At 63.4% G+C, this 13,837-nt stretch carries 11 protein-coding genes; 5 read left to right on the forward strand and 6 right to left on the reverse strand.

Annotation, left to right across the window (positions count from 1 at the left end):
• Positions 1–42: 42 nt before the first annotated feature.
• Together aqpZ and HV796_RS22215 are read right to left on the reverse strand one after the other, a co-directional pair.
• The gene (aqpZ, locus tag HV796_RS22210; RefSeq protein WP_175228659.1) at positions 43–789 is read right to left on the reverse strand and encodes an aquaporin Z; all 747 of its coding nucleotides are present in this window, start codon (positions 787–789) and stop codon (positions 43–45) included.
• A gap of 238 nt (positions 790–1,027) precedes the next feature.
• Positions 1,028–2,572, reverse strand: a complete 1,545-nt coding sequence (locus HV796_RS22215) for a methyl-accepting chemotaxis protein (RefSeq protein ID WP_175228660.1) — start codon at positions 2,570–2,572, stop codon at positions 1,028–1,030.
• 616 nt (positions 2,573–3,188) lie between these two features.
• On the opposite strand from HV796_RS22215, the gene aepX reads away from it, so the two are divergent.
• From aepX to HV796_RS22240, 5 genes are all read left to right on the forward strand, one after another.
• Positions 3,189–4,907 (forward strand): phosphoenolpyruvate mutase, encoded by a 1,719-nt coding sequence (aepX, locus tag HV796_RS22220; protein ID WP_175228661.1) that lies wholly within the window; start codon positions 3,189–3,191, stop codon positions 4,905–4,907.
• Positions 4,904–6,067 (forward strand): phosphonopyruvate decarboxylase, encoded by a 1,164-nt coding sequence (gene aepY / locus HV796_RS22225; protein ID WP_175228662.1) that lies wholly within the window; start codon positions 4,904–4,906, stop codon positions 6,065–6,067. The genes aepX and aepY overlap by 4 nt, the downstream gene beginning before the upstream one ends.
• A 47-nt stretch (positions 6,068–6,114) precedes the next feature.
• Entirely contained in the window at positions 6,115–7,182 is a 1,068-nt protein-coding gene (locus HV796_RS22230; protein ID WP_175228663.1) for a 2-aminoethylphosphonate aminotransferase, read from the forward strand.
• 294 nt (positions 7,183–7,476) lie between these two features.
• Positions 7,477–7,758, forward strand: a complete 282-nt coding sequence (locus HV796_RS22235) for a helix-turn-helix domain-containing protein (protein WP_343052963.1) — start codon at positions 7,477–7,479, stop codon at positions 7,756–7,758.
• Positions 7,758–9,122 (forward strand): HipA domain-containing protein, encoded by a 1,365-nt coding sequence (locus HV796_RS22240; protein ID WP_175228665.1) that lies wholly within the window; start codon positions 7,758–7,760, stop codon positions 9,120–9,122. The genes HV796_RS22235 and HV796_RS22240 overlap by 1 nt, the downstream gene beginning before the upstream one ends.
• A gap of 29 nt (positions 9,123–9,151) precedes the next feature.
• Here the strand turns inward: HV796_RS22240 and HV796_RS22245 are convergent, their stop codons facing one another.
• From HV796_RS22245 to HV796_RS22260, 4 genes are all read right to left on the reverse strand, one after another.
• The gene (locus HV796_RS22245) at positions 9,152–9,475 is read right to left on the reverse strand and encodes a hypothetical protein (RefSeq protein ID WP_175228666.1); all 324 of its coding nucleotides are present in this window, start codon (positions 9,473–9,475) and stop codon (positions 9,152–9,154) included.
• Positions 9,476–9,895: 420 nt separating this feature from the next.
• Positions 9,896–10,648, reverse strand: coding sequence for a peptide-methionine (S)-S-oxide reductase MsrA (gene msrA / locus HV796_RS22250; protein WP_175228667.1), 753 nt, complete (start codon positions 10,646–10,648; stop codon positions 9,896–9,898).
• A gap of 25 nt (positions 10,649–10,673) precedes the next feature.
• A complete protein-coding gene (locus HV796_RS22255) occupies positions 10,674–12,533 on the reverse strand; it encodes a cytochrome c biogenesis protein DipZ (RefSeq protein ID WP_175228668.1) in 1,860 nt (619 codons plus the stop codon).
• A gap of 260 nt (positions 12,534–12,793) precedes the next feature.
• Positions 12,794–13,726: a LysR family transcriptional regulator gene (locus HV796_RS22260; protein WP_175228669.1), complete on the reverse strand. Its 933-nt coding sequence runs from the start codon at positions 13,724–13,726 to the stop codon at positions 12,794–12,796.
• Positions 13,727–13,837 lie beyond the last annotated feature (111 nt).

The following is a 13,837-nucleotide window of genomic DNA, read 5'->3' on the forward strand; positions in this document are numbered from 1 at the left end:
CGCACTAAAGCCGGCATGACACGCCGCGCCGCGTGATGCCGCTTACGCGGTCGCGCTCGAAGCGCGCGTGTCACTGCGATGCGCCTCGCCCGCGACGATCGGATAGACAATGCCCGCGACGATCGCGCCGGCGATCGGCGCAAGCCAGAACAGCCACAGCTGATCGACCGCCGCGCCGCCGGCGAACAGCGCCGGACCGGTCGAGCGGGCCGGATTGACCGACGTATTGGTGACCGGAATCGAGATCAGGTGAATCAGCGTGAGGCACAGGCCGATTGCGATCGGCGCGAAGCCGGCTGGCGCACGCTTGTCGGTCGAGCCGAGGATCACGAACAGGAAGAATCCGGTCAGCACCGCTTCGCAGATGAACGCGGCGGCCATCGAGTAATGGCCGGGCGATCGCTCGCCATAGCCATTGCTCGCAAAACCGCTGACCACGAGATCGAAGCCGGGCTTGCCGGAGGCGATCAGCGACAGCACCAGCGCGCCGAGAATCGCGCCCACGAGCTGCGCGGCGATATACGGCACGACATCGCGCAGCGCAAAGCGGCCCGCGGTCGCAAGGCCGATGCTGACGGCGGGATTCAGATGACAGCCTGACACGTGGCCAATTGCATAGGCCATCGTCAGCACCGTCAGGCCGAAGGCGAGCGACACGCCGACGAAGCCGATGCCAAGGCCGTGCTCAGGGCCGGAGAAGCTTGCTGCGAGGACGGCGCTACCGCATCCGCCGAGGACCAGCCAGAAGGTGCCGAACAGTTCGGCGGCAAGACGTTTGGATAGACTCATAAGTGCTCCCTGGGAAATTTCGACAAACGGGAGCGCGCGAGGGCGGCAGCATGAGCGATGAGATCAACTGATGCACGGACGGCCGGCTCGCTCCCGAGCGCGAAGTTTAGGCACGCCCGGGAAAATTGACTGTCAAGATTTGTCAGCGCCGCGCGGGGCGGACCGGGAAGGCGCGCCATCGGCGTGTCGCCGGCGGCGCAAAGCGGAGGGGACGGGCGAACTGGCCGATGTCGATCGATCAGACCGGCAATCTGAACGTCGAGATCGCGTCGCGCAGCACACTCACCTGATCCTTCAGCGAATGCGCGGCCGCCGCGGCCTGTTCGACGAGCGCCGCATTCTGTTGCGTCACCTGGTCCATCTCGCCGACTGCGCGATTCACCTGCTCGATGCCCGCGCTCTGTTCGCGCGACGCGCGGCTGATCTCCTCGAGAATCTCGTTGACGCGCCGCACCGATTGCACGATCTCACCCATCGTCGAGCCGGCGCTCGCGACGAGTTCCGCGCCGGCGTCGACACTGCCGGTCGACGTTTCGATCAGCGCCTTGATCTCTTTGGCCGCAGTGGCCGAGCGTTGCGCGAGACTGCGCACTTCCGCTGCGACGACCGCGAAGCCGCGGCCCTGTTCACCTGCGCGCGCCGCTTCGACCGCCGCGTTCAGCGCGAGGATATTGGTTTGGAACGCGATGCCGTCGATTACGCCGATGATGTCGCCGATCTGCCGCGAACTGCTCGTGATGTCACCCATCGTGCGCACCACGTCGTCGACGACCTGGCTGCCGCGCGATGCAACGTCCGCGGCCTGGCTCGCGAGCTGCGCGGCCTGGGCGGCGCTGTCCGCGTTGTGCTTCACGTTGTGGGTCATCTGGTCCATGCTCGATGCGGTTTGCACGAGCGCGGCCGCCTGTTCCTCGGTGCGCTGCGACAGATCGGTGTTGCCGGCCGCGATTTCGGTTGCGCCCACATCGATATTTTCGGTGCCCGCGCGTACGCGTGAGACCGTCGCGACGAGTCCGTGCTGCATCGAGCGCAGCGCATGCAGCAGGCTCGTGTGGTCGCCGTGCGCGACCGGCACGGCGCTGGCAAGGTCGCCGTCCGCCATACGCCGGGCGGCGGCCACCGCCACTTCCAGATCGCCGCCGAGCGTGCGCCGCACGCTGCGCAGCACGAGCACCATCACGACCGTCGCGAGCGCGCCGAGTGCGAACGTGATCGCCAGCCAGCGGATCAGGTTCGCGATAAACGCGCTGCGCACGTCGTCCATATACATGCCGGTGACGAGATACCAGTCCCATGGCGCGAAGCGCAGCGAGAAGCTGGTCTTGGGCACCGGCTGGTCGTGGCCGGGCTTCGACCACAGGTAGTCGACAAAGTCGCCGCCGGGCTTGCGGTCGCCGGACTTCACGATCTCGATGAACACATGCGTGCCCGCGGGGTCCGCGAATTGCGCGAGATTCTTGCCGTTCAGCTCGGGCTTGATCGGATGCATCAGCATCACCGGCTGCGAATCGTTGATCGAAAAGTAGCCGTCGGTGCCATAGCGCAGCGCGCCCACCGCGGCGAGCGCCTGTTTCTTCGCATCGTCCTCGCTGATCGCATGTTGTTGCGACAACGTGTAGTAGCGGTTGACGATCGAATTGGCTTGCTGGCCGAGCGTCATCAGTTGGGCGCGGCGCTCTTCGATCATCGATGCGCGGTTTTGCCACGCGCCGAACGCGCCGATCAGGATCAGGCCGATCCACAGAACGGCGATCATCGAGCCAAGTTTCTTGTTGAGCGTCATGGTCTGCATGTCCGGATGTCTGGATGAGGCGAGCGAGCTGGTCGGGGGAGATTGAAAGCAGGTCGTGACGCAAGGTTCAAGCGGTGTGCATAGCGGCGCATTTCGCGGCGCCTGACCGGCGTTAACGGTCGCGTCGACGCGGCTGCGCAGCAGGGGAAACCCCTAACCGGCGAGCTGTTTTCGAACGCCTTTCGTCTGATAAATCAACGCGTTGCTAGCGAACTTGAAATGGCGGCCGGTGGTTTGACCAACGCGTGCGGCGCGTTGCGCCAGACCATCGCAAAATCACACATTTTTCAAACTAATTCCATTAATTGCCAAATACGACGTGTGCAAGCGGCGAGATCGTAATATTTCCGATATAGTCGCCACCTTTGGTTGGTTCGACATAGCCCCGTAATCGATCGGGGTTGCTCAATTCCGATTTGAATAAACACCGCCTTTATCAATTCGATATTTCCCTGGATGAGTCTGCGCGCAATCGGCTGTGCCGCAGGCTTGGGTTCGCGTTTGCGCGAGCCGGCGGGAAGGGCACTTCCCAGGATTTTTCCAACGACGTTGCGCGAGCAACGGACGACGTTCAACCGCCATTGCAGCGGTCAGTAGGAGCCACATAATGAATGCACGCGAGCCCTCTTTTTCCGTTACGTCGCGCAGCGCGCGTCTGCGTCAGATGTTGACAAGCAACGAACTTGAATTCCTGATGGAAGCGCATAACGGCCTGTCGGCGCGCATCGTGCGTGAAGCGGGTTTCAAGGCGATCTGGGGATCGGGCCTGACGATCTCCGCGCAGTTCGGCGTGCGCGACAACAACGAAGCGAGTTGGACCCAGGTGGTCGATCAGCTCGAGTTCATGGCCGATGCAAGCGACCTGCCGATCCTGCTCGACGGCGATACCGGTTACGGCAACTTCAACAACGTGCGGCGCCTCGTGCGCAAGCTCGAACAGCGCGGCATCGCCGGCGTTTGCATTGAAGACAAGCAGTTCCCGAAGACGAACAGTTTTATCAACGGCGAGCGGCAGCCGCTGGCGGACGTCGACGAGTTCTGCGGCAAGATCAAGGCCGGCAAGGACTCGCAGCTCGACGAGAATTTCTCGATCGTCGCGCGTGTCGAGGCGCTGATTGCCGGCTGGGGCATGGACGAAGCGCTGCGCCGCGCCGAGGCGTACCGGCTCGCGGGCGCGGACGCGATCCTGATGCACAGCAAGCTGTCGAAGCCGGACGAGATTCTCGAATTCGCGCGCGAGTGGGCCGGCCGTTGCCCGATCGTGATCGTGCCGACCAAGTACTACAGCACGCCGACCGAAGTATTCCGCAAGGCGGGTATCAGCGCGGTGATCTGGGCGAACCATCAGGTTCGCGCGGCGGTGTCGGCGATGCAGGCGGTGGTCAAGGATATCTACGAGACGCAGACGCTCGTCAATGTCGAAGACCGCATTGCGACCGTGAACGAGATTTTCCGCCTGCAGGACGCGGACGAATATTCGGAGGCGGAAGAACGCTATCTGTCGTCGTCGCGTGCATCGGGCTCCGCAGTCGTGCTCGCGGCGAGTCGTGGCAAGGGACTCGAAGCGGTCACGACCGACCGTCCGAAGGTGATGCTGCCGATCGCCGGCAAGCCGCTGTTGCGCTGGCTGGTCGATGCGTTCAAGAAGCAGGGCGTGAACGACATTACCGTGGTCGGCGGGTATCGTGCCGACGCGATCGATACGGCGGGCATCAAGCTTGTCGTGAATGACCAGCATGAGACCACCGGCGAGCTCGCGTCGCTCGCGTGCGCGCTGGACCGTTTGCAGGGCGACACGGTGATCTCGTACGGCGATCTGCTGTTCCGCAGCTATATCGTGCGCGACCTCGTCGAAAGCGAAGCGGCGTTCAGCGTGGTGGTCGATTCGACGGATGCGTCGGAGACGCATGCGGCAAACCGCAGCGTGCGCGATTTCGCGTGGTGCTCGGCGGCCGACGACCGCGGCCTGTTCGGCAACAAGGTGCTGCTGCGCCGCGTGTCCGGTGATGAAAACGATGCGCCTGCGGGTGCCGCGTCGAACGCGCCGCATGGCCGCTGGGTCGGCCTCGTGAATGTGCGTGGCGCGGGCCTCGCGCGGCTGCAGGAAGTGATGGCGCAACTGCGCGCGCGCGCGGACTTCGCGTCGCTCGACATGCCGGCGCTGCTCAACGCGCTGATCGACGCGGGCGAAGAGGTCGAAGTGCAATACGTGCATGGCCACTGGCGCGGCGTCAACGATCTCGAAGACTTCCGCCGCGCGGGCGATTTCGCGCACGCGCAAACGCCGCTTGCGCAAGGCGGCAGCGCGGACGAGGGTGCGCGATGATCGAAGCAGCCCAGTTCGTCGAAGCGGCGCGCGAGCGTGGCTTCGACTGGTATGCGGGCGTGCCGTGCTCGTATCTGACGCCGTTTATCAACTACGTGCTGCAGGACCCGAATCTGCACTATGTGTCGGCGGCGAACGAAGGCGATGCGGTTGCGTTGATCGCGGGCGTCACGCTCGGTGCGCGACGCGGCGTCACGATGATGCAGAACTCGGGACTCGGCAACGCAGTGAGCCCGCTGACGTCGCTGACGTGGACGTTCCGGCTGCCGCAACTGCTGATCGTCACGTGGCGCGGCCAGCCGGGCGTGCCGGACGAGCCGCAGCATGCGCTGATGGGCCCGATCACGCCGGCCATGCTCGACACGATGGACATTCCATGGGAGACGTTCCCGACGGAAGCCGACCAGATCGGCCCGGCGCTCGATCGCGCGGTCAAACATATGGACGAGACGGGCCGGCCGTATGCGCTCGTTATGCAGAAGGGCAGCGTCAAGCCGTATGAACTGAAGGCCGCGGATGCGGCGCCGTGCGCTGCGCGGCAAGCAGCGGTCTCGGATCTGCGCGGCGTCGCGCCCGATGCGTTGCCGACCCGCCATGAAGCGCTGCAGCGCGTGATCGCGCATACGCCGCTCGCGTCGACCGTTGTGCTTGCGTCGACGGGCTTTTGCGGCCGCGAACTGTACGCGCTCGACGACCGCGCGAATCAGCTGTACATGGTCGGCTCGATGGGCTGCCTGACACCGTTTGCGCTCGGCCTCGCGCTCGCGCGGCCGGATCTGCATGTGGTCGCGCTCGATGGGGACGGGGCCGCGCTGATGCGCATGGGCGTGTTCGCGACACTCGGTGCGTACGGACCCGCGAATCTCACGCATGTGCTGCTCGATAACGGCGCGCATGATTCGACCGGCGGCCAGGCGACCGTGTCGCCACAGGTGTCGTTCGCGGGCGTCGCGGCGGCGTGCGGCTACGCGTCGGCAGTGGAAAGCGATCAGTTGAGCGTGCTCGACGAAGTTCTTGCCGCGCCGCGCCACGGTGACGGCCCGCGCTTTGTGCGGCTCGCGATCCGTCGCGGCACGCCGGATGGACTGCCGCGCCCGACCATTACGCCGCCTGACGTGAAAACGCGCCTGATGCGCCACCTTGGCGCGCTCGCGCAGTAAAGCAGCGCAGCACACGAAGTCTGGAAAGGATACGAAGGAGAACACCGATGTTGCTGTTGAACCCCGGTCCGGTGACGCTAAGCGCACGTGTGCGCAACAGCCTTTTGCAGACCGATCTGTGCCACCGTGAAAGCGAGTTCTTCGATTTGCAGGACGAAGCACGCGCGCGTCTGCTGCAGATTTACGGACTCGATGCGGCGCAATGGGCCGCAGTGCTGATGACGGGTTCCGGCACGGCCGCGGTCGAAAGCATGGTGGCTGCGCTCGTGCCTGAGAACGGCAAGCTGCTGGTGGTCGAGAACGGCGTGTACGGCGAACGGATCACGCAGATCGCGACGCAATACCGGATCGCGCACACGGTCGCGAAGCACGAGTGGATGCAGGCGCCGGACGTCGCGCGTATCGCGGCCGCGCTCGATGCGGACCGTTCGATCACGCACGTTGCGGCGATTCATCACGAAACGACGACCGGGCGGCTGAATGATCTGCGCGCGCTGGCGTCGGTATGCCGCGAGCGCGGTGTGCGCCTGCTGCTTGACGGGGTGAGCAGCTTCGGCGCCGAAGCGATCGATTTCGCCGATACGACGCTCGCGGCGGTCGCCGCGACCGCGAACAAGTGCTTGCATGGCGTGCCGGGTGCGGCGTTCGTGATCGTGCGGCGCGATGCGCTCGCAGTCGCGGCGAGCCGGACCTACTATCTGGATCTTGGGCGGCTCGCGCGGTTGCAGGATCAGCGCAATACGCCATTCACGCCGTCCGTGCATGCGTACTACGCGCTCGTTGAAGCGCTGCGTGAACTGGCGGACGAGGGCGGCTGGGTCGCGCGGCATGCACGTTATGCGGCGCTGGCAGAGCAGGCGCGTGCGGGGCTCGCGGCGCGCGGGATGGCGAGCGTGCTGCCGCCCGAGCAGTCGTCGGTTGTGCTGCGTGCGTACCGGTTGCCGGCTGGTGTGGCCTACCCGCAATTGCACGACGCGTTGAAGGCGCGTGGGTTCGTGATCTATGCGGGGCAGGGGGGACTGTCTGCCGAACTGTTTCGGATTTCGACGATGGGCGATATTCACGCAGCTGATATCGAGCGTTTGTTGCAGAGTTTTGATGGGTTGGCGAAGTAAGCGGCTTGCTGCCTCGCGGGCCTTCGGTTCGCAAAGAGGCTTGAGATTGCTGATCTCGAATGCAATAATTCCGGTATTTCGGAATTATTGCATTCGTTGGCTTCGAGAGGGCTTTTTTCCGGAATGCCGGAAATATGGCCGTGTTTTTTTCCCGCGATATTTCCGCTATTTCGGAATTAAGCGACCTGGACTCGAGTTTTGTGCCATAATTCCGTCATTGCGGAATTATCCTGTCGCAGGAGTTGGCACATGGCACGGACACTGCCCCGCCCAGTCTCAAACCCGGATCCACTCGTGCGTGACCTTGCCGCCGTAGGCGCGCTCGTGCGCAACTATCGTGCTGAGAACGGAATGCCGATCAATGACGCTGCGGATCTTCTGGGCGTCTCCAAGGACGTGCTGTCCAGACTCGAGAATGGGCGTTCGATCGGGCTCGACAAGCTGTTTATGATTCTTGCCGGCTTCGGGCTGACCATGCTTATTGTGCCCAAGCGTCACATGCCCGCTGCGCGCGAAGCAGTGCTGGAGTCTACGATGCCGTTATCAAGCGTTTCGCCGCTTGCGGAGCGTCGCTAATGGCGCATGTTCTGGAAGTCTCCACAAACGGCGAACTCGTTGGACGCGTGACGTTTGAAGGAGAAGACGACCGGTACAGCTTCGACTACGAAGAGGCGTGGCGGGCGCACCGGGGAGCATTCTCGCTATCGCCGCATATTCCTGTCGATGGTCCTGTCCGTGCGCCGGGCACCGTCCATCGTTTTATCGAGAATCTTTTGCCGGAGGGGCGGGCTCTCGATGTAGCGATCCGTTTTTATCACGTTTCCCGAAACAACACCTACGGCCTCATCCGTCTGCTAGGGAAGGAGCCGGCGGGTGCACTCAGTTTCTTTGTGGATGACGGCGACGACACCGTGGAACCCGCACGACCGCCTGAGGCGTTGGAGCCTGTGCGTCGAGAAATCAGCAATGAGGAACTGGCTGAGCGCATCGCAACGCGAAATGCCGTACCGTTTGCCGTTTGGGATGGACAGGTCCGGCTCTCGGTCGCCGGCCAGCAGGACAAGCTTCAGGTTCTCGTCGAAGGCGATCGGATATCTCTGGTAGAGGGGGCGCTTAGCTCTACGCATATTCTTAAGCCGGAATCGCTGAACACCCGCACGCCTTTCATGGTAGCCAACGAGCACTTTTGCATGACGCTCGCCGCGCGCATCGGACTCCCAGTGGCGCCCTGCTCCATCCGTCGTATTCCGACGCCGATACTGCTGGTCGAGCGCTTCGACCGCGGCGTCATACACGACCCAAATGATCCGGAGCGCGCCGCGACTGTGCGACGCAAACACATCATCGACGGTTGCCAGGCGCTCGATTTGCCATCGACGTTCAAATACGAGCGCTATCTTGGCAATGAGGCCGATGTGCGGAATATCCGTGATGGCGTTAGCTACGAAAAGCTGTTCTCGTTGACAGAGCATTTTGAAAAGCCGGCGAGTGCGAAGACGTATCTCGTCAGGTGGGCGATCCTGCAACTGTTGATCGGCAACAGCGACGCGCACGGAAAAAACGTGTCCTTTTTCGTCGACAGCGCAGGCTTGACTCCGGCGCCGCTTTACGACCTTGTGTGCGTCGATGCCTATGGCAATGCATTCGTGCAGGACATGGCGATGGGCTACGGCGAAGTGTTCCGTCTGGAGGAAATCAGCGCTTTCGCAATGGCTGACTTTGCACATCGAACCGGAACACGTCCTGCGTTTCTAGCGCGGGAAATGACGCGGATGGCACACGCAGCAAAGAACGTTGCCCACGAACTCGCCGCGTCGGACGTCTATATCGGCGACGAGCGCGAGCTGACCAGGAAGATCGCGGACTTCGTATTCGAACAGGCCGACCGGATTGCCGCCCTCGCACCGATGATTCCGCAGGTCGATCCGAAGCTGCTGTGAGGATCGCCGAGCAGATCCGACGGCCGGCATCAGTCTGAATCATCGGCTTCGGCAGGCGTGTACTTCAACCGCGTGGTGGAGAACTGCGCCGGTTGATGGTTGTCTCCACTTACCGTGTGATGGACAGGCGGAGGCGCGCTAAGACTGCGGAGGACGAGCCGTGGTGAAAGATCGGTCATGAACTTCTGCATCGCGTCCTGCAGTTCTGCGATCTTGTTTTTGTGATCGCTGTCGACGGTAGCGCCCGCGTCGTCCGAAAAATCGCCGATATTCGGTGAACCGTTTATTCCTGTCATTCTCATCGTTACGCTCCCTTTCAAGCTGGCTCGGAATGGGTTGGTCGGCCAACGCACGATGTTCGAACGTCTGCCGGATCGACGCACGTTCGGGGGCGAAAGCGGTGTGCCAGATGCGAAATGGACCGGAGGACCGTGCGGTCTGCACGCGCGTGCATGAGGCAAAAGCCGAGTCCATCTCAACGGGTTCCGGGCACCGAAGCCGACGCCCCGTCCGCTGGCAGCCGCGATTGTCGGGGCAGGCGCACGAAATCACGTGGCACCACCACGACGGCAATCTGCGCTTTGGCGACGCCTGGCGTACCGTCTGAACGGGGAACGTCATGCCGATCCAATGTACATTCAGACTTAATAACGAGTTCACCTCAAAGCTCGATTGCTCGGGCTTTGGCGCTGTGTGTGCGACGCATTGCTGGCGCCATGAGGAGCAAAGGGCTTACCTGCGCACGTCAGCTCAAACAAGACTGCAGAGGGTAATCAAGTCGCTGTCTTCACCAACACCGGCTGATCCCGATACTCCGTCGGAAACAGCTTCTTCAACCCGTTCACCTTCGGAATATCGTTGATCGCGATATACGGCTGATCCGGATGCAACGTCAGGTAGTTCTGGTGGTACGTCTCGGCCGGATAGAACGTCCGATCCGGCTCGATCGTCGTGACGATCTTGTCCGGGAACACATGCGCATTGCCCAGCTGCGCGATATACGCCTTCGCGATGCGCGCCTGTTCGGGCGTGCTCGGGAAGATCGTCGACCGGTATTGCGTGCCAACGTCCGGGCCCTGCCGGTTTAACTCAGTCGGATCGTGCGCGACCGAGAAGTAAATCTGCAGGATGTGACCATAGCTGATCTGATGCGGGTCGAACGTCACGCGCACCGATTCCGCGTGCCCGGTGGTGCCGGTGCTGACGGTCTCGTACTCGGCCGCCGACTGCGCGCCGCCGGTATAGCCCGAGACCGCGCTCGTCACGCCCTTCACGTGCTGGAACACACCCTGCACACCCCAGAAGCAACCGCCCGCGAGCACGACCGTCTCCGTGGCGGGCGCGGTTGCGGCCGTTTCGTCGACCGTGGGTGGCGGCACCCTGTGCACCTCGTCGGCGAACACGTGCTTTTGCGTGAAGCCGATGCCTGCGACGGCCGCAACCACGAGCGCGAGCAACGGCAGCCGGCGGCGCAGACCGCGCGCGGCGGCCGAACGAGAGGATTTCCGTGGGACTTCGTTCTGCATATCTGTCTCCATGATGAAGCGGGGATCAACCGAACGTGAACGCGTAAGCACGCACGCCCGGGTCGAGAAAGCGGATTTCAAAGGTATGGTCGGTGATCGTGCCGCTCTGGCGGATCAGCTGATACAGCCGCTGGTTCGTCACCGTGCCATTGCCGTTCGCGTCGGTGTCGCTGCCGTGATTCGCGCCCGGCGGCTTGCCGTCGATCATCACCTGGAAGCGCACCGGCTGCCCGTTCGCCGACGGTCCGAGCACCAGGTGCAGATCGCGCGCATGGAAGCGGAACGCGATCGCGCCGCCCGGCTGATCAAGATCAGTATGCTCGGCGCCAAGCGTCCATGTACCGTCGAGTGCCCAGTCGTTCAGCCCGAGGCCATTGCCAAGCGTGTAGCGGTGCGGCTTGTCGAGCACCGGCTCGCCCGGCGACGCAAAGTTGGTCGCACGGTCATAGCCGACATAGGTTTCCGGTGACTGCACGTCGGCCATCTCCGGCGCGGCTTCAGCGCCGGTGCCATCGTCCTTGACCAGTCCGCCCGGCAGGTTGTGCGCGCCGGCTTCGGTCAGCAGTTGACGGATCGTCTGTTCGGAGCCCGCGTAGTCGCCTTCGCCGAAGTGATGCGCGCGAATCCGGCCTTGCGCGTCGACGAAGTAGTCGGCCGGCCAGTACTGGTTGTTGAACGCACGCCAGATCTTGTAGTTGTCGTCGATCGCGACCGGGAAATCGACTTTCAGGTCCTTCACCGCGCGGCTCACGTTGCCGACATCCTTTTCGAACGCGAACTCGGGCGTGTGCACGCCGATCACGACGAGACCCGCATCCTTGTACTTCGCGGCCCACGCTTTCACGTACGGCAGCGTCCGCAGACAGTTGATGCACGAGTACGTCCAGAAATCGACCAGCACGACCTTGCCGCGCAGCTGTGCCGCGGTGAGCGGCGGCGAGTTCAGCCATTGCACCGCACCGTCGAGCGATGGCAGCGTGCCTTCAACCGGCAACGGCGCGGGGCTGCCCGGTTGCGCGGCCTGCGCCATCGCTTGCGTGCCGCCCGCGTTCGTCGTCGCCGAGGTTGCCACTGAGGTTGCCGACGCCGCCGCATTGCCGGCGGCAGCGTCTCCTGACTGCGCAGCGGTTGACATCAGCGCGTCTTGCGGCCCGTTCTTCGTGGGATGGAAGCGGTCGAGCACGCTTTGTTCGAGGCTGTTCGTGCCGGCAAGCGACAAGTGCGTGAGAAAGCCGGTGTCCGCATGCGCGGCAATCGCGGCAACGCCGACCAGCACCGCTACGCCGAGCCCGCGTTTTAACCACTCGCTCACATGCAGCGACTTCTTCATCGCGGTGAAGACCTTGCCGCCAATCGCCAGCGCGAGCGCGAGCGACGTCGCGGCGCCTGCCGCATACGACAGCAGCAGCAATGACGTATGCACGCTCGCTCCTTGCAGCGCGGCGCCGGTCAGGATCAGGCCGAGAATCGGGCCGGCGCACGGCGCCCACAGCAGGCCGGTCGCGACGCCGAGCAGCAGCGACGCCCAGACCGCCGAGCCGCGCTCGGCACCTTGTGCGGATTCGCTCAGCCGCGCGCCGAGTGCGACGAGCGGGCGCGTCATCGCATCGGACAGTTTCGGCAGCAGCAGCGTCAGCCCGAACGCGGCCATCACGATGAGCGCGATGATCCGGCCGTACTGGTTCGCGGCAACAGCCCAGCCGCCGCCGACCGCGGCCAGCGCACCGACCGCGCTGAAGGTCGCGGCCATGCCGACCAGCAGAGGCAGACTGCTCTGCAGAAACGGCTTGCCGGTGCGCGCGAAAACGAACGGCAGAACCGGCAGGATGCAGGGGCTGACGATCGTCAGCACGCCGCCTAGCCATGCAATCAGAAACTGGATCATGTTCTTGTGTCCTCAATGAACGATGCGCGCGCCGTTGCCGGTGCTTTCCCTGCTAACGCATTGATACGCCCCTTTGGGCGGGCGATATCGGGGCGATCAGCAAGTGCCTTTCATTGGGCAAACACCGTTTTCCGTTAGTTATTCCCCGATACATCGCGTTGGTCGGGGTGGGCTCGCGAAAATGACAGATGCGGCCTGTGCAACAGCCGGCTTCGAGGCAAGTGAGGATTACCGTGCGTTGTCGTTAGCGTGGCCGGCTTTTACTGGCCTGACTGGCCCTTACCGGTCTTTACACGGGCCGGCGGTTCGAACTGCGCGACCAGAAAGTCGATAAACGCGCGCACCCGCGCGGCCTGGTTCTGCCGGCTCGGGTAGTAAACGAACAGATCGGCGTCCGGCAGCACGAAATCGGGCAGCACGACGCGCAGCCGGCCGCTTTTGACATACTTTTCGAGGTCCCACTCGGAGCGGATCAGGATGCCGTGGCCGTCAAGCGCCCAGCCGAGCACGATGTCGCCGTCATTGCTCGACAGCATGCCGTGCACCTTGACGACCTCGCTATGCTGTTCGCGGACGAAGCGCCAGATGCCATAAGCGTCGTCGTTCTGCCGGTGCACGATGCAGCGGTGATGGGCGAGATCGGTCACCTTTTGCGGTGTGCCGTTGCGTTCCAGATACGCGGGCGACGCGCATAGAAAACGCCGGTTCGACATGATGCGCCGTGCGTTCAAGCGCTGATCCGGCAGTTCGCCGAAGCGGATCGCGACGTCGATGCCGTTTTCGATCAGGTCGATCGGCCGGTCGGTGACCTCGAACTGCACCTCGACGTCCGGATACGCCTTCGCGAATTTCGACACGAGCGGCGCGATCGTCGTGCGGCCAAAGCCGAGCGACGCGTTCACGCGCAGCAGGCCGCGCGGCGCGGCGCCGTGGCTCGATACCGCGTCTTCCATCTCCTGCACCTGCGCGAGGATGCGCGCCGCGTGTTGCAGATAAATCTCGCCTTCCGCGGTCAGGCTGACCGTACGCGTCGTGCGGTTCACGAGCCGCACGCCCAGCTTTTCTTCCATTTGCGAAAGGCGCCGGGTGGCCGCGGGCGGTGTCAGGTCGAGCGCGCGCGCGGCGGCGGACAAGCTTTCGTGGCGTGCCAGCAGTACGAAAAATTCGAGGTCGGAATTGATATCGGTTTTCACTGAAAGTGAATTATCAATTAAATACGACTGAATTCTAACGCGCTTCGCAAGACGTAACCTGCGACTTTCAAACGTCGCATGCACCGGCATCGTGCAAGGTTTTGGAGGACC

This window comes from Paraburkholderia humisilvae, assembly GCF_902859855.1.
Lineage (GTDB): Bacteria > Pseudomonadota > Gammaproteobacteria > Burkholderiales > Burkholderiaceae > Paraburkholderia > Paraburkholderia humisilvae.